We start from the raw sequence: 22,397 nt of genomic DNA on the forward strand, positions 1-22,397 counted from the left end.
CACTGATCCCGCGATTACCCTTCCGCGTCGTGCGCGTCGTCCTGTTCACCGGCAAGGGAGGCGTCGGCAAGACCACCCTCGCCGCGGCCACCGCCGCTCACCTCGCGCGCTCCGGCCGCAAGGTGCTGGCGGTCTCCACCGACCCCGCGCACTCGCTCGGCGACGCCGTCGAGGCCGAGCTCGGCGGGGAGCCCACCGAGCTCGAACCCGGTCTGTTCGCCGCCCACGTCGACACCCGCACCCTCCTCGACGGTGCGTGGGCCCGGCTGCAGGACCACCTCGGCACGCTGCTGGCAGGCGCCGGGGTGGACGAGCTGGTGGCCGACGAGGTCACGGTGCTGCCCGGCGTCGAGGACCTCCTCGCCCTCGGCGAGGTGCGCAGGCTCGCCGAGAGCGGGCTGTGGGAGGTCGTGGTGGTCGACTGCGGCCCCACCGCCGAGACGCTGCGGCTGCTCGGCCTGCCCGAGGCGCTCTCGACCTACCTGGAGCGGCTGTTCCCGGCCCACCGCAGGGCCGTCCGCGGGCTGATCAGCGGCCTCGCCACCGGCAGCCGGGAGGCCCAGCCCGCGTGGGACCGCGCCGTGGCCGCCCTGGACTCGCTCGCCGTCGAGTTGCAGGGCCTGCGCGCCCTGCTCGCCGACCAGGACCGGACGTCGATCCGGCTCGTGCTCACCCCCGAGCGCGTGGTGGCGGCCGAGACCCGCCGCACGCTCACCGCGCTGGCGCTGCACGGACTGCGCGTCGACGGCCTGGTCGTCAACCGGATGGTGCCCGAGGCGCCGTCGTCGCTGCGCGGTCCCGCCGGCCGCTGGCTGCGCGAGCGGCACACCGAGCAGCGGGCCGTGCTCGCCGAGCTGGAGGCCGTACCGGTGCCGCTGCGCGTCGCCGAGTACGCCTCGGCCGAACCCACCGGCCTGCCCGGGCTGCGGGAGCTCGCGAGCTCCCTCTACGGCTCCGACGACCCCGCAGCGCCACCGGGCACGTCCGCCGCCCCGCTCATGCAGGTGCACCGCACCGCGGGCAGCGGGACGTCACCGGACTCCGCGTTCGACCTGGTCCTGCACCTGCCCGGGGTGTCGAGCGGGCCGGTGGACCTCGTCCGGCTCGACGACGACCTCGCCGTCACCACCGGCAGCACCCGCCGGATGATCGCGCTGCCCTCGGTGCTGCGCCGGTGCACCGTCACCGGTGCGCACGTCAACGGTGACGACCTGCGCGTCGCCTTCGTCCCCGATCCCGCGGTCTGGCTCCGGTGACCGCGGCCGACGGCTGCGGCAGCCACGCGGGGATCGCGGAGGACCTACGGGCGCTCGCCCTCGTCGCCCTCGACCGCATCGACCCGGTGCTCGACCGGCTGCGCACCGAACCGGCGGACCCGCCCGGCCCGGCCGACGCGTCCGGGACGTGCTCCGTCTGCCCGATCTGCGCGGTGATCGCCGCGGTGCGCGGCGAACGCCCCGAACTCGCCGCGCGGCTGGCCGAGCACGCCACCGGGCTCGTGGCCGTGCTGCGCACCGCCCTCGCGGAAGGCGGGCCCGCACCCGCAACCGACCCGCCCGACGTGGACGAGGCCCCGCCACCCGGGCGCAGGGTGCAGCGGATCCCCGTGCAGCGGCGGACGCCATGACCGTGCTGACCATCGGCGTCGACGTCGGCGGGACCAGCGTGCGGGCCGGCGTCGTCGACGCCGAGGGGAACGTGCACGACACCGCCCGCACCCCCACCCCGCGCAGCGAGACCGCCCTGGAGGCCGCGCTCGCCGGCGTGATCGCGGAGCTCGCGGCTCGCCACCGGATCGGTGCCGTCGGGCTGGCGCTCGCCGGGTTCGTCACGCCCGACCGGCGGGGCGTGCGGTTCGCCCCTCACCTGTCCTGGCGCGACGCCCCGGTCGCCGACCGGATCGCCGACCGGATCGGGCTGCCCGTCGTCGTCGAGCACGACGCGAACGCCGCCGCGCTCGCCGAGCGGCACTTCGGCGCCGCCTCCGGGGCCGCCACCGTGGTGTTCGTCGCGCTCGGCACCGGCATCGGCTCCGCGCTCCTCGTCGACGGCGAGATCTACCGCGGCGCCTTCGGGGTGGCTCCCGAGCTGGGTCACCTGCGGGTCGTGCCGGACGGGCGGCCGTGCCCGTGCGGCAAGAACGGCTGCTGGGAGCGCTACTGCAGCGGCACCGCGCTGGCCACCACGGCCGTCGAGCTCCTCGCCCGCGACCCCAGCCGGTCCCCGCTGCTGCGCAGGCTCGTGGCGGGCGACCCCGGCCGCGTCACCGGCCGCCGCGTTGCCGCCGCCGCGCGCGACGGCGACCCGGTGGCCTGCGCCGCGATGGACGAGCTCGCCCGCTGGCTCGGCGAGGGTCTCGCGCTCGTCGCCGACGTGTTCGACCCGGAGCTGGTGGTGATCGGCGGGGGAGTGTCGGGCTCGGCGCCGCTGTTCCTCGACGAGGCGCGCGAGCACTACGCCGCCACCGTCACCGGGGCGGGCCGCCGCCCGCTCGCCCGGATCCGCACGGCCCAGCTGGGCGAGGCGGCCGCCGTGGTGGGCGCCGCGCAACTGGCCCGCGAGCTGGCCCGGAGCTCCTGACCGGCCCGCCCGGCCCGGCCCGTGAGCGATCGAACGATCCGTGATCCGGCCGAGACGCACACCAGGGTCCCAGGGCTGCAGTGAGGTACTGCTCGGGCCGGTTGGGCGAGCCGATCAGGACGTCGGCGCTGGTGCGGCGACCTTGTGGTGCTGCTCGGGCTGGGGGTGGGTGGTGAGTGGGCCGAGCAGGACGTTGCTGTTGCCGGCCGGTGCGCCGACGGTGGCCCTCGGCCAACTCAGAATGCGGTCGCCGGGACCTTTACCGGCCGTGTTCGCGACGAGGCGTGCGTCAGGGTTGTTGCGGGAGCCGGGAGGTGCTGTTCGGGCCGGTTGGTCGAGTTGATCAGGGCGTTGCTGTCGCCCGGGCGACGTTGTGGTGCTGTTCGGGTCGGTCGCGGTCGGTTGGTTGAGCCGAGCAGGGCGTCAGCGCTGGCGCGGCGACGTTGTGGTGCTGTTCGGGTCGGTCGCGGCCGGTTGGTCGAGTCGATCAGGGCGTTGCTGCTGGTGTGGCGACCCAGTGGTGCTGTTCGGCCGCCTGCGGGTGGTCGCTGAGGTCGGGCAGGGCATGCGTGCGGGTGTGAGGACCGTGTGGTGCTTCTCGGGGCTGACACGGCGGTTGACCGGACCGAGCAGGACGTCGCTGCTGCCGGGCGGCTGAGGGTCCGGGCAGCGGTGGCCGGTGCGTCGCGGCGGCGATCAAGGGGAATGGTCGTGGTTCGATCTTCGGGAGCGACCGTTTGCCCTTGGTCAACGTGAACGGGCCGGTCGCCAGGGTCCTCGACCGGCAGCGGTCGCGCCGAGGCGCACGCCAGGGTTGCCGGCGCGGCCGTAGCGTGCTGTTCGGAGTGATCAAGGGGCGGTTGATCCAGCTGATCAGCACGTTGCTGCTGGTGGGGCGACGCTGTGGTGCTGCTCGGGCCGGCCGCAGTCGGTTGATCGAGCTGATCAGGTCGATGCTGCAGTCCTGGCGACCCTGAGGTGCTCCTCGAGCCGGTTGCCAGCGCGTTCATCGGGTCGAGCAGCACGTCAGCGCTGGTGCGGCGACGCTGTGGTGCTGCTCGCGCCGGCGGCGCCCAGTTGGCCGGGTCGATCAGGACGTCGGTGTTGGTGTGGCGACGGTGTGGTGCGGCTCGGGCGGGAGGCGGCCGGTTGATCGAGCCGATCAGGGCGTTGCTGCAGTCCTGGCGACCCTGAGGTGCTGCTCGAGCCGGTGGCAGCGGGTTGACCCGGTCGAGCAGCACGTCAGCGCCGGTGCGGCGACTCTGTGGTGCTGTCCGGAACTGTTGATCGGCACGTCCTTGCTAGACGATCGCGCCGTCGTCGTCGCCGTCGTCGTCACGGTCGGGCGGGTCCGGCCACAGGCGCAGCACCAGCCATCCCAGGCCCGCCGCGAGCGCGACGAGGCCGAGCGGGAGGCCGTAGGGGGCGGAGATGCCCACCCAGCCGGGGGTGACGACCAGCACGAGCCCGAGGACGATCAGCGTGAGCCCGACGAGCGCGGGCGGGCCCAGCCGGGGCAGCGGGGGTGGTTCCGGGGGGATGAAGTGCTCGTCCTCGGGCAGCGGTGGGGGCGAGTAGGACCGCGGTGTGGACGGTGGGGCGGGGGCCTGCGGGGCCTCATCGGCGGGTGGCTCGCGGTCGGGGGGTTCCGGGTCGCCGGGCTTCTGCTCGTCGGGCCATTCGGGGACGTCGCCCTCGTTGCGCCACAGGGCCACGATCGCCTCGAACTCGTCGGGCGCCGCGCCGTCGGGTTGGGGGCGCTCGTCGGGATCGCCGTTCACGCGGCCTCCTCCCTCGGTGCGCCGCCGGCGGCCCGGCTCCGGGGAACGCATCCGGCGGCCCCCATCCTGACACGGGGGGACCGGGATGGGGGAAGACTTCGGCCCCGATCCAGCCTGATACACCGGTGCCCGTTGTCGGCGGCTCGCGCCGCTCCGTAGGCTGGCGCCGTCGAGCTGGAGGGGGCACGCCCAGGTGCTGTACTGGTGGTCCAAGTTCGTGCTCCTCGGCCCGCTGCTGCGGCTGTTCTTCCGGCCCTCGATCGAGGGTCTCGAGCACGTCCCCGCGCGGGGTGGGGCGATCCTGGCGAGCAATCACCTCGCCGTTGCCGATTCGTTCTTCCTGCCGCTGCTCGTGCCGCGGCGCATCACGTTCCTCGCCAAGCGCGAGTACTTCACCCAGCCCGGGCTCGTCGGCTGGCTGAAGAAGATCTTCTTCACCGGGGTGGGCCAGGTGCCGATCGACCGGTCCGGGGGGTCGGCGGCGCAGGCCGCGATGGACACCGCCGTCCGGTTGCTGCGCGAGGGCAAGCTGCTCGGCATCTACCCGGAGGGCACCCGCTCGCCCGACGGCCGGCTCTACAAGGGCAAGACGGGCGTGGCGCGGATGGCGCTCGAGGCGGACGTCAAGGTGATCCCGGTGGCGATGATCGGCACCGACGAGGTCAACCCGATCGGCTCGCGGATCTGGCGCCCGCGGAAGGTGCGCATCAAGATCGGGCCGCCGCTGGACTTCTCCCGGTATGCGGGCATGGCGGGCGACCGGTTCATCGAGCGCTCGATGACCGACGAGATCATGTACGCGCTGATGGAGCTGTCCGGCCAGACCTACGTCGACCTGTACGCGGCGTCGGTCAAGGAGAAGGCGGCCGCCGCGGCGGCCGGGCCTGCCCCGATCCCCACCGACGGCGAGGGTGAGGACGGTCGCGGGTCGGGCCGGGTGCCCGGCACGCGCGCCAGCTGACGGCCCCGGGATCCGCGGTGGTTGCCGCGCGTAATACCGTGCTGGCGTGGAGCGATGGTCGGGTGTGGGCGAGCCGGACGATCCGCTCCGTTCCGACGACCCGCTCGTCGGCGCGGAGCACGAGGACGTCCTCCTCGGCTCCGAGGCCGCCGATGTGCCCGAGGTGGAGGGCGACCAGCCCGACCCCGCCGACCCCGAGCGCGCCACGGCCGTCGTCCCGGTGGACGACCGGCCCACCACGGAGATGCCCGCCCTGGTCGGTCCCGCGCCGGAGGCCGCGTCCCGCGGCGGGCTGAGCGGGGTGGCGTCGTGGGCCGTGTTCGCGGTGATCGCGGTGGTGGTGCTCACGGCCACCACCACGCTGGCGGGGTGGTTGCAGGGCCCCACCGCCGACAGGCAGGCCGCCACCCCGATGCTGCAGGCGGTGCCCACGGCCACGGCGGCACCGCCGCCCCCTCCGGAGCCCACCACCGCACCGCCCACCACCGCGCCCGAGCCGACGGTGGAACCGGAGCCGACGAAGAAGCCGGCGCCGCGCACCACGCAGCGGCCGCGCGCCACGCGCGCCCCGGCGCCCCCGCCGCCCGCCGCGGCTGTCGACGGGGGCCCGTCCGGCACACGTGAGCGGCAGCCGCCACCGCAGCAGGACAGCGATGCCGACGCCGCCCCGAGCGCCGACCCGCGGGCAGCCGCGCCCGCGGAAGGTGATCGGGGTGAGTCCGCGTCCGTCGATTCGGACGACGAGAAGTCCGAGGAACCGGACGAGGACGGCGACGAGTAGTCGATCGGCCGGTGCCCATCCTCCAGCGGTGAGCCACTAGCCTCACGACGTGCGGTTCTTCTACGACTGCGAGTTCATCGAAGACGGGACGACGATCGACCTCGTGTCGATCGGCGTGGTCGGGGAGGACGGGCGCGAGTTCTACGCGGTCTCCACCGAGTTCGACCCCACCCGGGCCGGGCAGTGGGTGCGCGCCAACGTGCTGCCGAAGCTGCCCTCGCCGGCCGATCCGGCGTGGCGTTCACGCGTGCAGCTGCGCACCGACCTGCTCGAGTTCCTCACGTCGGCGCCCGGCGAGGTCGAGTTGTGGGCGTGGATCGCCGCGTACGACCACGTCGCCCTCTGCCAGCTGTGGGGTGCCATGCCGGCGCTGCCGCGCGCTCTGCCGCGGTTCACCCGGGAGTTGCGGCAGCGCTGGGAGGACGCGGGGCGGCCACCGTTGCCCCCGCCCACGCCGGACGCGCACGACGCGCTGGCCGACGCGCGGCTCAACCGCAAGCGGTGGGAGGCGATCGACGCGGCGGTGGCCGCCCGCTGATCCCGTGCGGGGTCAGGTGAAGATGCTCACGCCGCCCGGGCCGACCAGCAGGCCCACGATGATGAGCACGATCCCCCAGATCAACTGCTTGCGCAGGATCGCGAACACGCCGGCGACGACGAGGACCACGGCGAGTATCCACAGCAAAGTGTTCATGACACCCCTGTTGCCGTAGCGCCGGTTGCGGAATCGGGCCGAACGGGTGAGGGCCGAGGTGCCCATTCCCACGTTTCCGCCACGTCCTACTCTTGTCCATCGTGAACTGGACGGTCGACGCACCGGTCGAGGTGCTGCCCGAGCTGCCCCCGCTGCCTGCTGATCTGCGGGCCCGCCTCGACGAGGCGCTGGCCCGGCCGGCGGCGCAGCAGCCCGACTGGCCGGACGCCGCGCACGTCGCCCACGTGCGCGCCGTGCTGGAGAGCGTCCCGCCGGTCACGCTGCCGCCGGAGGTCGACCGGCTGCGCGAGCGCCTCGCCGACGTCGCGCTGGGCAAGGCGTTCCTCCTGCAGGGCGGCGACTGCGCCGAGACGTTCGTCGACAACACCGAGCCGCACATCCGCGCCACGATCCGCACGCTGCTGCAGATGGCCATCGTGCTGACCTACGGCGCGTCGATGCCGGTCGTGAAGGTCGGGCGGATCGCCGGGCAGTACGCCAAGCCGCGCAGCGCGCCCGTCGACGCGCTCGGCCTGCCCTCCTACCGGGGCGACATCGTCAACTCGCTGGTGGCCACCCCGGAGGCCCGGGTGCCCGACCCGTCGCGCATGGTGCGCGCATACGCCAACGCGGGCGCCGCGATGAACCTGGTGCGCGCGCTCACCGCCACCGGCATGGCCGACCTCACGATGGTGCACGACTGGAACAAGGACTTCGTGCGCACCTCGCCCGCGGGGGAGCGGTTCGAGGACCTCGCCACCGAGATCGAGCGCGCCGTCCACTTCATGCAGGCCTGCGGGGTGGACGACTACAACCTCCACAGCGTGGAGTTCTACGCGAGCCACGAGGCGCTGCTCATCGACTACGAGCGCGCGATGCTGCGCCTGGACACCACCCGCCCGGAACCGCGCCTCTACGACCTGTCGGCGCACTTCCTGTGGATCGGGGAGCGAACCCGCCAGCTCGACGGCGCCCACATCGCGTTCGCCGAGCTGCTCTCCAACCCGATCGGGCTCAAGATCGGCCCCACCACCACGCCGGAGCAGGCCGTCGAGTACGTCGAGCGGCTCGACCCACGCGCCACCCCCGGCCGGCTCACCCTCGTCAGCCGCATGGGCAACGGGCGGGTCCGCGACGTGCTGCCCGCCATCGTGGAGAAGGTCGAGGCGTCGGGCCACAAGGTCATCTGGCAGTGCGACCCGATGCACGGCAACACCCACGAGTCCACCACCGGGTACAAGACCCGCCACTTCGACCGCATCGTCGACGAGGTGCAGGGCTTCTTCGAGGTGCACAGGGCCCTGGGCAGCCACCCGGGCGGCATCCACGTCGAGGTCACCGGCGAGGACGTCACCGAGTGCCTGGGCGGCGCGCAGGAGATCTCCGACGCGGACCTCTCCGGCCGCTACGAGACCGCCTGCGACCCGCGCCTGAACACCCAGCAGTCGCTGGAGCTCGCGTTCCTCGTGGCGGAGATGCTGCGCGGCTGACGAGGCTCAGACCGTCACGAGGGTGACGGTCGTGCCCCGCTCCACCGTGGTGCCCGGCGACGGCCGCTGCTCCACCACCTGGCCGTCGCTGCGGCCGAGGAACGGGATCGCGCTGCGGCCCTCGGCGTCGAGGTCGAGCTCGTCGAGGATGTCGGAGGCGTCGTCGAAGTCCTTGCCGACGACGTTCGGCACCTCGACGGTGTCCGACTCGCCGCTGCTCACCACGATCGTCACGTCCGTGCCCACCCGCAGTTCGGTGCCGGCGTCGGGGTCGGTGCGCACCACGGCACCCTCCGGCACCGAGTCGCTCTCGTCCGTGTCGTCCGAGGTGTGCACGGGGGTGAGGCCCGCGTCGCGCAGCGCGCGCTCGGCGTCGGCCAGCGAGGTGCCCGGCGCGATCTCGGGCACCGTCGGGCGGCCGGTCGAGACCGTGATCTGCACGGTGCTGCCGCGCAGCAGCTCGGCCTGCGGGGCCGGCTCGGTGGCGCTGACGACGCCCGCGGCCACGTCGTCGTGGTAGGTCTCGGTGACGCGGGCGACGAGGTCGGACTCGGTGAGCAGCTGCTGGGCGGCCGCCGCCTCCAGCCCGACGATGTTCGGCACCGCCGTCCAGCGCCCGCTCCCCAGCCACCACGCCCCGACGCCCACCAGCAGCGCCAGCACGAGGACGATCGCCGTCCACACCGCGAAGGCCGTGCGGCTGCGCCGGCGCGCGCGCACGTGCGGCGGCGGGCCGTCGTCGTGCGGGCGGGGGAGGGCCCGCGTGCCGCGTGGCCCCGGCGCGGCGTGGGCCGCACCCGCCGGGTCGCCCGCGAGGCGTTGCGGGCCGGCGGGAACGGTGTCCTGCTCGTCGACCGGGCGCGGTGGCGGCACCGGCGGCGGCACGCGCGGGACGTCCAGCCGCACGGCCACCCGGTGCAGCTCGGCGAGCATCGCCGCGGCGTCGGCCGGGCGGGCGGCCGGGTCGCGGCGGGTGGCGCGCAGCACGAGCTCGTCCAGCTCGGGCGGCACCTCGCCGGCGATCTGCGACGGCGGCGGCACGTCGGAGTTGACGTGCCGGTAGGCCACCGAGAGCGCGGTGTCGCCGGTGTAGGGCGGCGCCCCCGTGAGCAATTCGTACAGCACGATTCCGGCCGCGTACACGTCGCTGCGCGCGTCGGCGTCGCCGGTGGCGACCTGCTCGGGCGACAGGTACGCGACCGTGCCCATGATCATCCCGGCGGTGCTGGCACCGGCCTGGGCGCTCGCGGTGACCAGACCGAAGTCGGCGACCTTCACCTCGCCCGTGCGGCTGATCAGCACGTTCTCCGGCTTCACGTCGCGGTGCACCAGCCCGAGCCGGTGGGCCTCCGACAGCCCGGCCAGCACCTGCTCCAGCACGGCGAACGCGGCGGGCACCCCGAGGGCACCCCGCGCCCGCAGGACGTCGCGCAGGGTGCCGCCCTCCACCAGCTCCATGACGAGGAACAGCAGCGGCCCGTCGCCGCCGAGACCGGTGCCGGCACCGGTGGGGGACTCGCCCTGGTCGTAGACGTCGACGACGGCGGGGTGGTCGATGCGCGCCGCGGACCGGGCCTCCCGCTCGAACCGCGCCCGGAAGGAGGGATCGGCGGCCAACCGGGGATCCATCACCTTGATCGCGACCGGCCGGTCCAGCCGCGTGTCGGTGCCCTGGTACACCGTGGACATCCCACCGCGGGCGAGCAGAGGGCCCACCCGGTAGCGCGCGTCGAGCAGCGCAGCAGGCGGGGCGTTCACGCGATGACGGTACCGGGGAGCTTTCGGCTTCTCCCACGCGGCGCGCCTGTGGCATCGTATCGCCCCGTGAACGAGCTTGTCGGGCTTTCGGAGGACATTGCGACCCTGCCTGTCGCGGAGGTCGCACAGCGGCTGGGACAGCCGGTCTCCCGGGTCCACCAACTCGTGCGGGACGGCCAGCTGCTGTCGTTCCGCCGCGAGGGTGAGGTCGTCGTCCCCTCGGACTTCCTCGGCGACGACGGCGCGGTGATCAAGGGTCTGTCGGGCACCATCACCGTCCTGCGCGACGGGGGCTACGCCGACCCGGACATCCTGCGCTGGCTCTTCGCCGAGGACGAGTCGCTGCCGGGCACCCCCGTGGCGTCGCTGCGCGCCGGGCGGCACCGCGAGGTGAAGCGGCGGGCGCAGGCCATGGCGTTCTAGGGCCTTCCGGGGCCTTCTGAGACGCGCGACTCGCCCCGCGAAACGCGAGACTCGCTCTCCCAGGGGTGGCGCGAGTCTCCCGTCTCGCGGGGCGAGTTGCGCGATCTGCGGCGCCCTCAGGCGCGGGCGCGGGCCACGAGGGCGCGCACGAGCCCCGGGCCGGCCACGGCGGCCCGGGTGTGCACGGGGACCGTGACGCGGCGGTGCAGCACGTGGTAGTCGGCGGCCTCGATCCGGTCGAGGATGCCGCGGTAGAGCGTGAACGCACACGACACGCAGGCCCGCGACACCGGCTCGAGCATCCCGATGCCCGGCTCGGCGCGGCGGTAGATCGCGCGGGTGTGCGCCACGAGGTGTGCGAGCGCCCGGCGCACCCGCGGGTCGCGCCTCCGCGTGCGCCGGCACCACGTCAGCAGCTCCCGGTCGACGCCGAACGCCGCGAGCTCCTCGGTGGGCAGGTACACCCGGCCGCGGTCGAGGTCCTCGCCGACGTCGCGCAGGAAGTTCGTGATCTGGAACGCCACCCCCAGCGCGGCGGCAGGCCCCTCGGCCTCCACGCGGGGCACGGTGGTGCCGAGCACGGGCAGCATGAGCAGGCCGATCACGGCGGCCGAGCCGTGGACGTAGCGGGCGAGCTCGTCGAACGTGGCGTACTCGGTGACGGTGGTGTCCATCCGCATCGAGGCGAGGAAGTCGGTGAAGTGCCGGGGGTCGAGCGCGTACCGCGCGGCGGTGTCGGCCACCGCGGCGAGCACGGGGTGCTCCGGCCCGTCCCCGGCCAGCGCTCGCTGCAGCTGCGCCTCGAGGGCGTCGATCCGGGCGGCCTTCTCGCCGGGTGAGCGGGTGTCGTCGAGGTCGTCGACGATCTCGTCGGCGTAGCGCGCGAAGCCGTACAGCGCGTGCACGGCGGGACGTCGACCGGCCGGGAGCAGCCGGGTGGCGAGGAAGTAGGTGCGGCCGTGCGTCGCGTTCAGAGCCCGGCAGGCGGTGTAGCCGGCCCGCAGCGCCGGGTGGGTGATGCCGGCGGCGTCGAGCTCAGCTCGCGCCGCGTTCGGCACCGTCGACCGCCGCACTGTCGGCGTCGCCGGTCTGCCGGGCCCGCTGCCACGCCCCCGCGGACAGGCGCAGCGGGTCGGGCCGCACCAGCGACACGGCCGCGAGCACCGCGATGAGGGCCCAGCCGATGAGGTACGGCGGGTTGTAGAGGGCGTCCTCGCCGTTGGTGTAGTAGCAGATCGTGAGCATCACCGACACGAACACGGTGATCTGCATGCCCAGCACCGACCAGGCCGTGGCCGCGAGCAGCGCCATGCCCCAGCTGACGTACCAGGGCAGCATTGCCGGGGACAGCACGGCGGTGGCCAGCAGCACGATGCCGGCGCGGCGGATGGCGTCCGGGCCCCCGTCGCGCGCCGCCCACCACTGCCGCACGGCGATGTAGACCAGCAGGATGCCGCCGAGCACGCGCGCGACGTTGATGAACGGCTGCTTCGGGACGTTGACGATCGCGCTGATCAGGGTGTGGGTGAACTCGCCGACGGCGGTGGGCAGCGACATCCAGTTCACGATCATCGAGGGCGCGCTCAGGGCGGGCAGCCAGCCCAGCCCGACGCCCGCGGCCACCGTGCACGCGGCGAAGACCACCAGGAAGATGCCGGTGCCCGCGGCGATGGCCTTGCCGATGCGGGCCCGCTGGGAACCGGACATGTGCGCGGCCCACACGAGCACCAGGAACGGCAGCGCGATCGCGGCGCTCGCCTTGACGGCCATGGCCGCCGTGACGATTGCGATGGCGGCGACGTGGCCGCCCCGCAGCGCCACCAGCGACCCGGCGGCGAGCAGCCCGACGACGAGCAGGTCGTTGTGCCCGCCGCCGACCATGTGGATGACCATCACCGGGTTGGCGACGGCGATCCAGAGTGCCACCGACACCCGGCCGCCCAGCCTGCGCGTGAGCTCCGGCAGCGCCCAGATGAACAGCAGCAGGCCGGGCAGCAGCGCGAGCCGCATCAGCACGACGCCGACGATGATCGTGTCGCCGGTGATCCACGCGACGGCCTTCGCGATCAGGATGAACAGCGGGCCGTAGGGGGCGGGGGTGTCCTGCCAGAAGTAGTGGACGTTGTCGGTGAAGACGCCCGGCATCTCCTCCGGCCCCACCGCGTACGGGTCGAACCCGGCGAGCGGCAGCGCGCCCTGCGCGAGGTAGCTGAACACGTCGCGGGTGAACACCGGCGGGGCGAACAGCATGGGCAGGGTCCACACGGCCGCCGTGGTGAGCACGGCGCGCCCGCGGGCCCGGTGGGCCAGCACGTCGCGGCCGAGCCGGATCCACGCCCACACCATCAGGCCGACGCCGACGTACATCAGGGTGCCCGCGATGTCGCGCCCGTGGCCGTACCGCCAGAAGCCGAGCGGCGAGTTGGTGAGCACCGGGTCGTGCACCAGCACGCCACCGGCGCCGAAGCCACCGATCACCAGCATCAAGGAGGCGGCGAGGCCCAGCAGGAGCGGGCCCCTGGCGGGGTTCCCGAACCGATCTCGCCACGACCGCCGTACGGCAGGAGCGGCTCCGACGGGTGGCGGCGCGTCGAGGAGGTCGGGCGCGCCGCTCGGCGCGGCTGCGCTGTCCGCTGCCGTGCCGGGGAGCGTCGGCCCGTCGACCGGAGATGGTGGCTTCATGACGCGACCCATGCTCGCATGACCCCTGTCAGCCCCCCGTGGGTACCCTGCGCGCACGCGGGGACCGCCGGTGGGCGGCACCGGTGATGCGCTGTGCGGCCAGCCGGCCGGAGATCAGCACCGGCGGGATGCCGACGCCGGGTGTGGTGCCGCAGCCGGCGAGGACGGCGTTCTCGAGCCCGCGCACGAGGTTGCGGGGGCGGAACGGGCCGGTCTGCGCCGCGGTGTGCGCCGCGGAGAACGGGGTGCCCGCCGCGTGCCCGGCCGCCGCCCAGTCGGCGGGGGTCACCAGCCGCTCCACCTCGAGGTCACCGGTCAGATCGAGCCCCCGGCCTGCGAGAACGGTGAGCAGCTCGTCGCGGTAGGCGGGGCCCACCCGCGCCCAGTCGATGCGGCCGCGCTCGAGGTTGGGGCACGGCGCGAGCACGTAGAGCAGGTCGGACCCGGCGGGCGCGAGCGCGGGGTCGGTGGCGGTGGGGCGGGTGACGAGCAGCGACGGGTCGCTCATCAGCCTGCCCTCGTCGAGGATCTCGCGGAACGTGCGCCGCCAGGCCGCGCCGAAGGAGATGGTGTGGTGCGGCAGGTCGGGGTGCGCACGGCGCACACCCGCGTGCAGAACCACCGCACTGGGTGACCACCGCAGCGGCACCGGGCGTCGTGGGGTGCGCCCCACGAGCCGGTGGACGACGGGCAGGTCGGGGGTGAGCACCACCGCGTCGCACGGCAGCCGGGCCCCGGCTCCGCCCTCGGGATCGCAGTGCCGCACGGCCGTGACGCGCCCGCCGCGGCGTTCCAGCCCGGTGGCGGTGCGTCCGTAGTGGATCTCCGCGCCCGCGCGGACGGCGGCGTCGGCCAGCGCCCGCCCGACCTCGCGCATCCCGCCGCGGGGGAAGTACACCCCCGCCACCGTGTCCATGTAGGCGATCACGCCGTAGGCGGCCAGCGCGCGGTGCGGCGGCACGCCCGCGTAGAGGGCCTGGAAGGAGAAGATGCGCGCGAGGCGCTCGTCGTCCACCAAGCGCTGCACGCGCGGGCCCAGGCGGCCGAAGCCGCCGAGCGCCGCGAGCCGGGCCAGGTCGGGGCCGACGAGACCCAGCGGGGAGTCGTGGTTGGCGCCGATGAAGCGGCCGATCTCCACTTCGTAGAGGCGGGTGAGCCACGCGCGCAGCCGGACGTAGCCCTCGGCCGCGGCCGGTCCGCAGGTCGCGCGGACCTCCTGCTCCATGGCCTCGGCGTCGGCGTGCACGTCGATCGTGGAGCCGTCGGCGAAGCGGGCGCGGTAGGCCGGGTCGAGCCGCACGAGGTCGAGCCGGTCGCCGAGCTCCTCCCCGACGGCCGCGAGGGCCTCGGCGAGCAGCTCGGGCATCGTGAGCACCGTCGGGCCGGTGTCGACCCGGTACGTGCCGCCCGGCGAGTGCAGGTCGACCAGGCCCGCGCGCCCGCCGGGGTGCCCGCCCCGTTCCAGCACCGTGACGCGCCGCCCGGCACCGAGCAGGTGGAGCGCCGCCGAGAGACCAGCGAACCCCGCGCCGACGACCACGACGTGGTCGGTGCGGCCCGGGACCCGGCGGCTCACCGCCGGGCCCGGCTCAACTACGCCTCCGCGTGGCCGCCACCGCCAGCTCGGCGAGCTGCGTGGCGGCGGGCTCCGCGACGTCGGCGGCCGACAGCGCGTCGAGCGCCGAACCGGTGAGCGCCGCGATCCGCTGCTCGACCGCCTGCACCGCGCCGAGCTCGGTGAGCAGCCCGCGAACCCGCTCGACGCCCGCCTCGTCCAGCGCCGGGTCGCCGACGGCGTCGAGCACGGCCTGACGCGCGTCGTGCCGCCCGTGCTGCTCCGCCCGCTCCACGGCGAGGGCGACCAGCAGGGTGCGCTTGCCCTCGCGCAGGTCGTCGCCCGCCGGCTTGCCCGTGACCTCGGGGTCGCCGAACACCCCGAGCAGGTCGTCGCGCAGCTGGAACGCGACGCCGATGTCGGCGCCGAACCGGCGGTAGGCGTTCACCAGCTCCGGTGGGGCGTCGGCGATCGACGCGCCGAGGTGCAGCGGCCGCTCGACCGTGTAGGCGGCCGTCTTGTAGCGGTCGATCTGCAACGCGGCCCGCACCGACGTGTCCCCGGTGGCCTGGTGCAGCACGTCGAGGTACTGCCCGCCGAGCACCTCGGTGCGCATCGCCCGCCACGCAGGCGCCGCGCGGCGCAGTGCGGCGGGGGACAGGCCCGCGGCGTGCAGCATGTCGTCGGCCCACGCGAGTGCGAGGTCGCCGAGGAGGATCGCGGCGGCCGCCCCGAAACGCGCGGGCTGGCCCCGCCAGCGGGCCGCGGCGTGCTTGCGCGCGAACTCGACGTGCACGGTGGGCCGGCCGCGCCGGGTGGCCGAGGCGTCCATGAGGTCGTCGTGGACGAGCGCGCTGGCCTGGATGAGCTCCAGCGCGCTCACGGCGCGCAGCACGGCGAGCGCCTCCTGCGACTCGACGGCACCACCCGCGCCGCGCCACCCCCACCACGCGAACGTGGGACGGATCCGCTTGCCGCCGCTGAGGACGAACTGGGCGAGCGCCTCGGTGGCTTCCCCGAACACCGGGTCGATCGCGCCGGCATCGGCCGTGCGGCTGCGCAGATACGTGGTGAGGGCGGTCTCGATCGCGGCGGTGAGGCCGGAATCGTCCGTCTGCTTCCCCCCGCCGGGGTCGGGCCCCGGGTGCGGGTGGGGCATGGTGCCCGCGCGGCTCACGGGCACCACCCCGTGGGTCGCGGGCGTGGGGACGGGGGTCCAGTCGAGTGGGCCACGGGGCGAGCGTAACCGCGGGTCACGAGGGCCGCGAGTCAGCGGACCCGCCGATCGCGCCGGACCCGCCGGAGCGAAACGACGGGCGTGGGAGCAGCGACTACGCTCCAGTGTGTGAAGGTCACTGATCGGATCAGCGGCGACCGGCCCGTGTTCTCGGTGGAGTTCTTCCCGCCGAAGGACGAGGCCGGCGAGGTCGAGCTGTGGCGGGCGATCCGGCGCCTCGAACCGCTGGACCCGGCCTTCGTGTCCGTCACCTACGGCGCGGGCGGGTCCAGCCGGGATCGCACGATCCGCACCACGGCCCGCATCGCCACCGACACCACGCTCGTGCCGATGGCCCATCTCACGGCCGTGTCCCACTCGGTGGCCGAGCTGCGCCAGGTCGTGGGCGCGTACGCGGCCGCCGGGATCTCCAACGTGCTCGCGGTGCGGGGCGACCCTCCCGGCGACCCGCTGGGGGAGTGGGTGCCCCACCCGGAGGGCCTCACCTACGCCGACGAGCTGGTGCGCCTGGTGCGCAGGCTAGGCGACTTCTGCGTGGGCGTGGCCGCGTTCCCCTACGGCCACCCGCGCTCGCCCGACCTGGACACCGACCTCGCCCGGCTCGTCGCCAAGATCAGGGCGGGCGCCGACTTCGCGATCAGCCAGCTGTTCCTGGAGCCGGAGGGCTTCCTGCGGCTGCGCGACCGCCTTGCCGCCGCGGGCTGCGATGTGCCGCTGCTGCCCGGCATCATGCCGCTCACCACGATCCGCACGCTGCGCCGCGGCCCGGAGCTGTCCGGTGCGCCGCTACCGTCCGCGCTCGTCGCGCGGATGGAGCGCTACGCCGACGACCCGGCCGCGTTCCGCGCCGAGGGCATGGACGTCACCGCGGAGATGTGCGCCCGCCTGCTCGCCGAGGGCGTGCGCGGGCTGCACTTCTACACGCTGAACCGCTCCCTCGCCACGGTGGAGCTGGTGCAGCGGCTGGGGCTCGGCGCCCGCCGCGCCGTGCCCGCGCTCAGCGGCTGCTGACCGGGGGGTTGCGGGTGCGGTGGGCCAGGAGCAGCACCGCGGCGGACGCGAGCGCCACCATGGCCGCCAGCCCGAGCGTCCAGTTCACCGGCGACGGCGCCTGCGGGTCGGGGTAGGCCACCACGGCCGAGAAGTCACCCACCTCGCCGGGGGTGAACGACCACGCCACCTCGCTGGAGTCGGCGTCGCCGTTGGTCTCCAGCACCTGGCCGGGGAAGTTCATCTTGAGCTGGAAGTCGGCGCGGTCGACCGCCACCGTGGTGAGGTCCACGGCCCCGCCGATCAGCACCCGGCTGCCCGCGCGGCGCATCTCGAACCGCACCTTGCTGCCCGCCGGACCCACGGCCTGCGTGAGCTGCGAGGTCTGCTCGAACGTCAGGCCGTCGAACCGCAGCACCGACCCGGCGTAGCCGTCCTGCCGGTACTCCGACACGTCCACCTCGGACTCCAGGTCCGGCGGCAACGCGATCGCGGGGCCGGGGTCGTCCGGCCCGGTCTCGGGGGTGGCCACGACGATCTGCCCGGTGACCGTGTCGTCGGGCTGCACCGCGAGCGCGGCCTGCACCCGGGCACAGCCGCTGAGCGCGAGCGCGGCGAACAGGAGGCCCAGCAGCGGCAGGATCCGGAGGCGGGGGGAGGGCACGGGAGCATCGTGCCAAACCGGCGGCGGCCCGCCGGGGAGGTGGGCCCGCGCGGCCGGGGTACGCACACCTCGGTGGCGACGGCTGCGCCGGCGTGCTGCTCGCGCGGGCCGGTAGCCGCATGATCGTCGGGTGCGGTCATGAAGCCGCACGTGTGCGGTTCTGTGACCGCAGGTGCCGATCATGCGGTGGCGGGTCGGTGTGGCCGGGTGATCAGCAGTGCGTCACGGTGGTGGTTGCTGCGGTGAGGTGCTGCTCGGCGTGGGCGGGGTGTCGGCGGCCGGTTGATCCGCACGCCAGGGTCGTGACGCAGCGGTGGTGTGCTGCTCGGCGTGGCGGGGTGTCGGCGGTCGGTCGATCCGCACGTCAGGGTCGTGACGCAGCGCTGGTGTGCTGTTCGAGTGGCGGTGGTCCGCCGAGTCGCACACCCCGGCTGCGCCGAGAGCGGTGGTGTGCTGTTCGAGCGGCGGTCTCAGCATGATCGCCGGGTGCGGTTACGAAGCCGCACGGATGCGGTTCTGTGACCGCATACGCTGATCACGGGCAGCCGGTCGCGTGGCCGGGGTGATCAGCAGCGCGTCCCGGTGGTGGTGCGCCGCTCGCGCGGATCAGGCCGGGCGGGGCGGGAGAGGCAGCGTGCGGCCCAGGACGGCGAAGGGGCGGGCGTCGCCGGTGAACCGGTGGTGGCGCAGGACGTCCTCGAACCCCGAGCGACGGTAGAGGCGCCACGCCCGGCCCGGCGTCTCGGTGCCGTACTCCGGGGTGGACAGCAGCACACGGGCGTTCGGGACGTCGGTGAGCAGCGCCCGCAGCAGCGACTCGCCGAGCCCGTGGCCCTGGGCGTCGGGCCGGACGTGCAGCTCGGTGAGCTCGAAGTAGTCCTCCAGCCAGCGCTGCGCCTCCGGGGAAGCGCCGGTGAGCCCGCGGCGCACCTCCTCGTACCACCACTGCCCGGGGCCGCCCGCGTAGCCGTAGGCGATGCCGAGCAGGGAGCCGGCGGCGTCGAGCCAGCCGACCGCGCGCCAGCCCGGCCTGCGGACGTGTTCGAGCCACAGGCTGCGCCGGTGGCGTGCCGTACTGGGGGGATAGCCCATCGCGGAGACGTAGACGTGCAGCGCCTCCGTGAGCCGGTCGGCGAGCTCGTCCGGCCCGAGCCGGACGAGGTGGCGCGCCGGTGCCCTGGTCACCCGTCCATCTCACCACGTCCGCGCCGCCGGTCCCACACCCGTGTCCCACGCGATTCCCCGGACTTGACGTGGCGGTCGCGGCGCGCTTCACTGGACACCGATCGAACATGCGTTCGATCTCGACGCCCCGGTCGGTGGGGTGGGGGAAGCGCCCCGCCGCCGGGTGCGGCGAACCGTGCCGGTGGGGAGGAGCGTATGCCGGTGAGTGAGGGTGTGCGATGAGTCCGCTGAACCTCTTCGGCTCGCGGCAGCCCACGCCGGTGCAGGTCCGGTGGCAGGACGGCGAGCCGGTCGAGTTCCAGCGCCGCCCGATGCGCCGCGGGCCGCGCTACCTGATCACCGACGTCCGGGAGCGGTGGATCGAGGAGTCGCCGTGGCCGTTCCCGTCACCCATGCCGGTCGGCGGCGACCGGCTGCGCTGCTGGCGGGTGCTGGCCCGGTCGGCGGGTGAGCCGGAGGCGCCCGCCCGGGAGTTCGTGCTGCGGATGCGCGCCGGTCCCGGGGTGTGGGACCTCGTGCGGAGCGCCGAGTGAGAGCCAGGAGGAGCCGACGATGACCATCACCACCACGGCCCGCGTGCCCGCGCCGCGCGCCCCGCAGCGGGCCGCCCCGCGCCCGGTGGCCGCGCCCACGTCGCGGGCCGCCCTCTCCCTGCTGCGCCAGGCCGCCGACGGGCTCGCCGAGGCCCACCGGTCCGCCGACCCGTTGCTCCGGTACCCGGCCGCTTACCTCGCCGCGCTCCGGGCGGGTGCCGCGGTGCTCGCGGTCCGCGCGCGCCCGCAGCCGCGCCGGGGCGCCACCCGCAACGTGTGGGAGCTGCTCGCGGAGGTCGCCCCCGAGTTCGCGGAGTGGGCGGCGTTCTTCTCGGCGTGCTCGGCCACCCGCGCGGCCGCCGAGGCGGGGATCGCCCGGCTCGTCGGGCGGCGCGACGCCGACGACATGCTGCGGCAGGCCGAGCAGTTCGTCGGCCTCGTCACGGCGTCGGTGCCCGTGCGCTGAGGTGCCGGTGCGCTGAGACGAGCCCCGCGCGTCAGCGGGTGGCGGGGGGTGCCACGACCGCGGCGTCGTCCTGGTCTTCGTCCGGGTCGCGGCGGCGGTCGCTGCGCAGCACCCGGCCGAGCAGGAGGGTGAACACCGCCGAGGCCTCCCGCGCCCCCGGGGTGTCCCAGCGCTGGATGGGCATGCACGCGCCCTGCGCCTGCTGGATGGCCGAGCGGTCGGGGAGCACGCCGGTGAGCACGAGCGGGCCGAACAGCTCGCGCAGCTCGCTGATCCGGAACTCGTGCTCGGTGTTGCGTGGGCGCACCCGGTTGATCAGCACGCCGAGTGGCTGCAGGTCGGGGTTGCCCCGCTGCCGCTCGGTCTGCACGGCGTCGAACGCGCGCTGCACCCCCGACACCGCGAACATCGTGGGGTCGGTCACCAGCACGGCGCGGTGCGCGGCCGCGAGCGCGCTGCGGGTGAGCTGGCCCAGCGACGGCGGGCAGTCGATGATCACCAGCCGGTACGGGTCGTCGGCGCCGTCGGCGGTGTGATCGCCGAGCAGCCCGTCGGGGTGCACGAGGCGGTGCAGCGCGCGGCGGAGCTGGTCCAGCTGCCGCGGGCCCGGGTCGGGGTGGTTGTGCCGCTCGGTCTGCTCCGCGCCGACGAGCACGTCCAGGCCGTCGCCCCACCCGCTGCGCGCGATCGCCCGGTGCAACACCGACCGGCGCGGCTCGTCGAGCACGTCGGCCACGGTGGCCGACGTCGGCTCCGGGTCGAGCGCGATCGTCGAGTTGGCCTGGGGATCGAGATCGACCACGAGCGTGCGCACGTCGTGCTGCAGCGCGGCGCCGGCCAGGCCGAGCGCGACGGTGGTCTTGCCGACCCCGCCCTTCAAGCTCAATGTGGCCACCACCAGCACGGCGGTCAACCTACCTCGTTCAGGTGAGCCGGCCGGGCGCGGCACCATCCCGTGGCGCGTCGCCCGGAGCGTGGGGCGGGGCCCGCCTTCTGCTCGACTAGGCTGCCGCCGTGAGGCTCGCATGGTGAGTGGTCCGACGGCCGACGTGGCCGGCGTCGACGGCGGGCCGGTGCACCGCGCCCTCGCCGCGGAGATCACCGGCGTGCGCGACCGCCGGCCGGGCAGCCCGCCCCGCGTGCTCGACGTCGGCGGGGGGAGCGGCGCCTGGGCGGTGCCGCTCGCGCGCCTCGGCTGCGCCGTCACGGTGGTCGACAACAGCCCCAACGCGCTCGCCGCGCTCCACCGCAGGGCCCACGACGCCGGGGTGCACGAGCTCGTCACCCCGGTGCAGGGCGACGTGGACGCGCTCGCCGAGGTCGTGCCGCCCGGCGGGGCCGACCTCGTGCTCGGCCACGGCCTGCTCGAGGTGGTCGACGACGCCGCGGCCGCGGTGTCCGCGCTCGCCACCGCCACCGCCGCGGGCGGGGCCGTGTCGGTGCTCGTCACCGCCCGCTACGCCGCGGTGCTGGCGCGCGCGCTCGGCGGCAGGCTCGCCGAGGCGCGGTCGCTGCTGGTCGACCCGGACGGGCGGCTCGGGCCGGGCGACGCGCTGCGCAGGCGACTGGACGCCGGCACGCTGCGCGGGCTGCTGGAGTCCTCCGGCGCGTTGCGGGTGGAGGTGCTGCAGGGCGACGGAGTGCTCGACGGCTGGATCCCCGGTTCCGTGCGCGACGGCGGCCCGGGGGTCGCACGCGAGATCGCCGAGCTCGAGCACCTCGCGGCTGCCGCGCCGCCGCTGCTCGACGTGGCCGCGCGCTTGCACGCCCTCGCCCGCCGGGCCTGATCACCGAGCGGTCGTCTCCGGTGACTGTGCGTTCGGCGCATCGGAGAGACCGTTCGTCGACCGCTGCTGGTTGATCACGGGCTGATCACGGTCGTGGCACGGGAATGTTGCGGCCGCCCGACCTGGTGTGACCGATTCGGCACAGGCGGTGTCCGGAGCGGCGGTCGATCTTCCCCTGGGCGCCGCACCTGCGGGGATGCCCGGGGAAAGGGCCGCACGGCGCCCCGATCGTGGCCGCCCGCCGATCTTCGGCGAAGATCGACCCGTCCGCTCGACGAGTCCGGGTGGTCGACGGGCGTTCTGGCTCGTATCCTCATCAACAGACGCCCAGCCCGGGCGCTCGTCGCGTCGTTCCGGCACGGAATTTGACCCGACAGGATGAACAGTGCCGGAGGTGAAGCCGTGCCCCTCTCCGAGCACGAGCAGCGGCTGCTCGAACAGATCGAGCGCGCTCTCTACGCCGAGGACCCGAAGTTCGCGTCGACCGTGCGCGGTGGACGGTTGCGCAAGCCAACGCGTCGCCGTCGCCTCCAAGGCGTGGCGCTGTTCGTCGTAGGACTCGTGCTGCTCGTCGTCGGCGTCGCCGTGCCCCAGCTGTGGCTGGGAAGCTTCCCGGTGCTCAGCGTGGTCGGGTTCCTCATGATGCTCGGGGGAGCCGTCCTCGCCGTCACGTCGGTGGGCACGAACGCTCAGCCCGGTCCGGCCAAGAACGCCGAGGCCGACAAGAACGGCTTCACCGGCCGGATGGAAGAGCGCTTCCGCCGCCGCTTCGAGCAGGAGTAGTCCTCCGCAGGTTGTTCACTGCGCGTACTCCGCACGACCCGTCGTGG

The 22,397-nt window shown here is 74.7% G+C and carries 23 protein-coding genes; 13 read left to right on the top strand and 10 right to left on the bottom strand.

Annotation, left to right across the window (positions count from 1 at the left end):
- The first annotated feature begins 29 nt into the window (after positions 1 to 29).
- The 3 genes from ACFPL3_RS20365 to ACFPL3_RS20375 are packed head-to-tail and all read left to right on the top strand — an operon-like array spanning position 30 to position 2,580.
- A complete protein-coding gene (locus tag ACFPL3_RS20365; protein WP_343941326.1) occupies positions 30 to 1,256 on the top strand; it encodes an ArsA family ATPase in 1,227 nt (408 codons plus the stop codon).
- Positions 1,253 to 1,627 (top strand): hypothetical protein, encoded by a 375-nt coding sequence (locus ACFPL3_RS20370; RefSeq protein ID WP_343941327.1) that lies wholly within the window; start codon positions 1,253 to 1,255, stop codon positions 1,625 to 1,627. Before ACFPL3_RS20365 ends, ACFPL3_RS20370 begins: the two co-directional genes overlap by 4 nt.
- Positions 1,624 to 2,580: an ROK family glucokinase gene (locus ACFPL3_RS20375; RefSeq protein ID WP_379589541.1), complete on the top strand. Its 957-nt coding sequence runs from the start codon at positions 1,624 to 1,626 to the stop codon at positions 2,578 to 2,580. Before ACFPL3_RS20370 ends, ACFPL3_RS20375 begins: the two co-directional genes overlap by 4 nt.
- 1,301 nt (positions 2,581 to 3,881) lie before the next feature.
- On the opposite strand, the gene ACFPL3_RS20380 is transcribed toward ACFPL3_RS20375, so the two are convergent.
- Positions 3,882 to 4,361, bottom strand: coding sequence for a DUF308 domain-containing protein (locus ACFPL3_RS20380; RefSeq protein ID WP_343941330.1), 480 nt, complete (start codon positions 4,359 to 4,361; stop codon positions 3,882 to 3,884).
- A gap of 193 nt (positions 4,362 to 4,554) precedes the next feature.
- On the opposite strand from ACFPL3_RS20380, the gene ACFPL3_RS20385 reads away from it, so the two are divergent.
- The 3 genes from ACFPL3_RS20385 to ACFPL3_RS20395 are packed head-to-tail and all read left to right on the top strand — an operon-like array spanning position 4,555 to position 6,641.
- Positions 4,555 to 5,322, top strand: coding sequence for a lysophospholipid acyltransferase family protein (locus tag ACFPL3_RS20385; protein WP_343941331.1), 768 nt, complete (start codon positions 4,555 to 4,557; stop codon positions 5,320 to 5,322).
- Between the two features lie 46 nt (positions 5,323 to 5,368).
- Positions 5,369 to 6,103 carry a hypothetical protein gene (locus tag ACFPL3_RS20390; protein ID WP_379589544.1) on the top strand — a complete coding sequence of 245 codons (735 nt, stop codon included), beginning with the start codon at positions 5,369 to 5,371 and terminating at the stop codon, positions 6,101 to 6,103.
- A 49-nt stretch (positions 6,104 to 6,152) separates the two neighbouring features.
- Positions 6,153 to 6,641 carry a polyadenylate-specific 3'-exoribonuclease AS gene (locus tag ACFPL3_RS20395; RefSeq protein ID WP_343944107.1) on the top strand — a complete coding sequence of 163 codons (489 nt, stop codon included), beginning with the start codon at positions 6,153 to 6,155 and terminating at the stop codon, positions 6,639 to 6,641.
- A gap of 12 nt (positions 6,642 to 6,653) precedes the next feature.
- Here the strand turns inward: ACFPL3_RS20395 and ACFPL3_RS20400 are convergent, their stop codons facing one another.
- Positions 6,654 to 6,797 carry a GPGG-motif small membrane protein gene (locus ACFPL3_RS20400; protein ID WP_343944106.1) on the bottom strand — a complete coding sequence of 48 codons (144 nt, stop codon included), beginning with the start codon at positions 6,795 to 6,797 and terminating at the stop codon, positions 6,654 to 6,656.
- Positions 6,798 to 6,898: 101 nt separating this feature from the next.
- Here ACFPL3_RS20400 and ACFPL3_RS20405 point away from each other — a divergent pair, with 101 nt between their 5' ends.
- Positions 6,899 to 8,287: a class II 3-deoxy-7-phosphoheptulonate synthase gene (locus ACFPL3_RS20405; RefSeq protein WP_343944105.1), complete on the top strand. Its 1,389-nt coding sequence runs from the start codon at positions 6,899 to 6,901 to the stop codon at positions 8,285 to 8,287.
- 6 nt (positions 8,288 to 8,293) lie between these two features.
- Here the strand turns inward: ACFPL3_RS20405 and pknB are convergent, their stop codons facing one another.
- Positions 8,294 to 10,045: a Stk1 family PASTA domain-containing Ser/Thr kinase gene (pknB, locus tag ACFPL3_RS20410; RefSeq protein ID WP_379589547.1), complete on the bottom strand. Its 1,752-nt coding sequence runs from the start codon at positions 10,043 to 10,045 to the stop codon at positions 8,294 to 8,296.
- 66 nt (positions 10,046 to 10,111) lie between these two features.
- Here pknB and ACFPL3_RS20415 point away from each other — a divergent pair, with 66 nt between their 5' ends.
- Positions 10,112 to 10,468 (top strand): Rv2175c family DNA-binding protein, encoded by a 357-nt coding sequence (locus tag ACFPL3_RS20415; RefSeq protein WP_343944502.1) that lies wholly within the window; start codon positions 10,112 to 10,114, stop codon positions 10,466 to 10,468.
- Positions 10,469 to 10,584: 116 nt separating this feature from the next.
- Here the strand turns inward: ACFPL3_RS20415 and ACFPL3_RS20420 are convergent, their stop codons facing one another.
- The 4 genes from ACFPL3_RS20420 to ACFPL3_RS20435 are packed head-to-tail and all read right to left on the bottom strand — an operon-like array spanning position 10,585 to position 15,864.
- The gene (locus tag ACFPL3_RS20420) at positions 10,585 to 11,526 is read right to left on the bottom strand and encodes a phytoene/squalene synthase family protein (RefSeq protein ID WP_343944503.1); all 942 of its coding nucleotides are present in this window, start codon (positions 11,524 to 11,526) and stop codon (positions 10,585 to 10,587) included.
- On the bottom strand, positions 11,504 to 13,150 hold the full coding sequence (gene mptB / locus ACFPL3_RS20425) for a polyprenol phosphomannose-dependent alpha 1,6 mannosyltransferase MptB (RefSeq protein WP_343944504.1): 1,647 nt from the start codon (positions 13,148 to 13,150) through the stop codon (positions 11,504 to 11,506). Before mptB ends, ACFPL3_RS20420 begins: the two co-directional genes overlap by 23 nt.
- Before the next feature lie 28 nt (positions 13,151 to 13,178).
- The gene (gene crtI / locus ACFPL3_RS20430) at positions 13,179 to 14,726 is read right to left on the bottom strand and encodes a phytoene desaturase family protein (RefSeq protein ID WP_343944505.1); all 1,548 of its coding nucleotides are present in this window, start codon (positions 14,724 to 14,726) and stop codon (positions 13,179 to 13,181) included.
- 13 nt (positions 14,727 to 14,739) lie between these two features.
- Positions 14,740 to 15,864 carry a polyprenyl synthetase family protein gene (locus ACFPL3_RS20435; protein WP_379589585.1) on the bottom strand — a complete coding sequence of 375 codons (1,125 nt, stop codon included), beginning with the start codon at positions 15,862 to 15,864 and terminating at the stop codon, positions 14,740 to 14,742.
- A 186-nt stretch (positions 15,865 to 16,050) separates the two neighbouring features.
- On the opposite strand from ACFPL3_RS20435, the gene metF reads away from it, so the two are divergent.
- Positions 16,051 to 16,953 carry a methylenetetrahydrofolate reductase [NAD(P)H] gene (metF, locus tag ACFPL3_RS20440; RefSeq protein ID WP_343944506.1) on the top strand — a complete coding sequence of 301 codons (903 nt, stop codon included), beginning with the start codon at positions 16,051 to 16,053 and terminating at the stop codon, positions 16,951 to 16,953.
- Here metF and ACFPL3_RS20445 read toward each other — a convergent pair.
- Positions 16,940 to 17,596, bottom strand: coding sequence for an LppM family (lipo)protein (locus tag ACFPL3_RS20445; protein ID WP_343944507.1), 657 nt, complete (start codon positions 17,594 to 17,596; stop codon positions 16,940 to 16,942). The two genes, metF and ACFPL3_RS20445, sit on opposite strands and share 14 nt — an antisense overlap.
- A 606-nt stretch (positions 17,597 to 18,202) precedes the next feature.
- Positions 18,203 to 18,781 carry a GNAT family N-acetyltransferase gene (locus ACFPL3_RS20450; protein ID WP_343944508.1) on the bottom strand — a complete coding sequence of 193 codons (579 nt, stop codon included), beginning with the start codon at positions 18,779 to 18,781 and terminating at the stop codon, positions 18,203 to 18,205.
- Positions 18,782 to 18,999: 218 nt separating this feature from the next.
- Between ACFPL3_RS20450 and ACFPL3_RS20455 the strand changes: the two genes are divergently transcribed.
- Complete coding sequence (locus tag ACFPL3_RS20455) at positions 19,000 to 19,314, top strand: hypothetical protein (RefSeq protein ID WP_343944509.1); 315 nt, start codon at positions 19,000 to 19,002, stop codon at positions 19,312 to 19,314.
- 19 nt (positions 19,315 to 19,333) lie between these two features.
- Positions 19,334 to 19,780, top strand: coding sequence for an SAV_6107 family HEPN domain-containing protein (locus ACFPL3_RS20460; protein ID WP_379589550.1), 447 nt, complete (start codon positions 19,334 to 19,336; stop codon positions 19,778 to 19,780).
- 31 nt (positions 19,781 to 19,811) lie between these two features.
- Here the strand turns inward: ACFPL3_RS20460 and ACFPL3_RS20465 are convergent, their stop codons facing one another.
- Positions 19,812 to 20,684, bottom strand: a complete 873-nt coding sequence (locus ACFPL3_RS20465) for a ParA family protein (protein WP_343946792.1) — start codon at positions 20,682 to 20,684, stop codon at positions 19,812 to 19,814.
- 121 nt (positions 20,685 to 20,805) lie between these two features.
- Between ACFPL3_RS20465 and ACFPL3_RS20470 the strand changes: the two genes are divergently transcribed.
- Both ACFPL3_RS20470 and ACFPL3_RS20475 read left to right on the top strand, forming a co-directional pair.
- Positions 20,806 to 21,567: a class I SAM-dependent methyltransferase gene (locus tag ACFPL3_RS20470; RefSeq protein WP_379589551.1), complete on the top strand. Its 762-nt coding sequence runs from the start codon at positions 20,806 to 20,808 to the stop codon at positions 21,565 to 21,567.
- Positions 21,568 to 21,969: 402 nt separating this feature from the next.
- Positions 21,970 to 22,350 (top strand): DUF3040 domain-containing protein, encoded by a 381-nt coding sequence (locus tag ACFPL3_RS20475; RefSeq protein ID WP_343946788.1) that lies wholly within the window; start codon positions 21,970 to 21,972, stop codon positions 22,348 to 22,350.
- The last annotated feature ends 47 nt before the right edge of the window (positions 22,351 to 22,397 follow it).

Origin of the sequence: Pseudonocardia zijingensis (assembly GCF_042657305.1) — a bacterium.
Classification (GTDB): domain Bacteria; phylum Actinomycetota; class Actinomycetes; order Mycobacteriales; family Pseudonocardiaceae; genus Pseudonocardia; species Pseudonocardia zijingensis.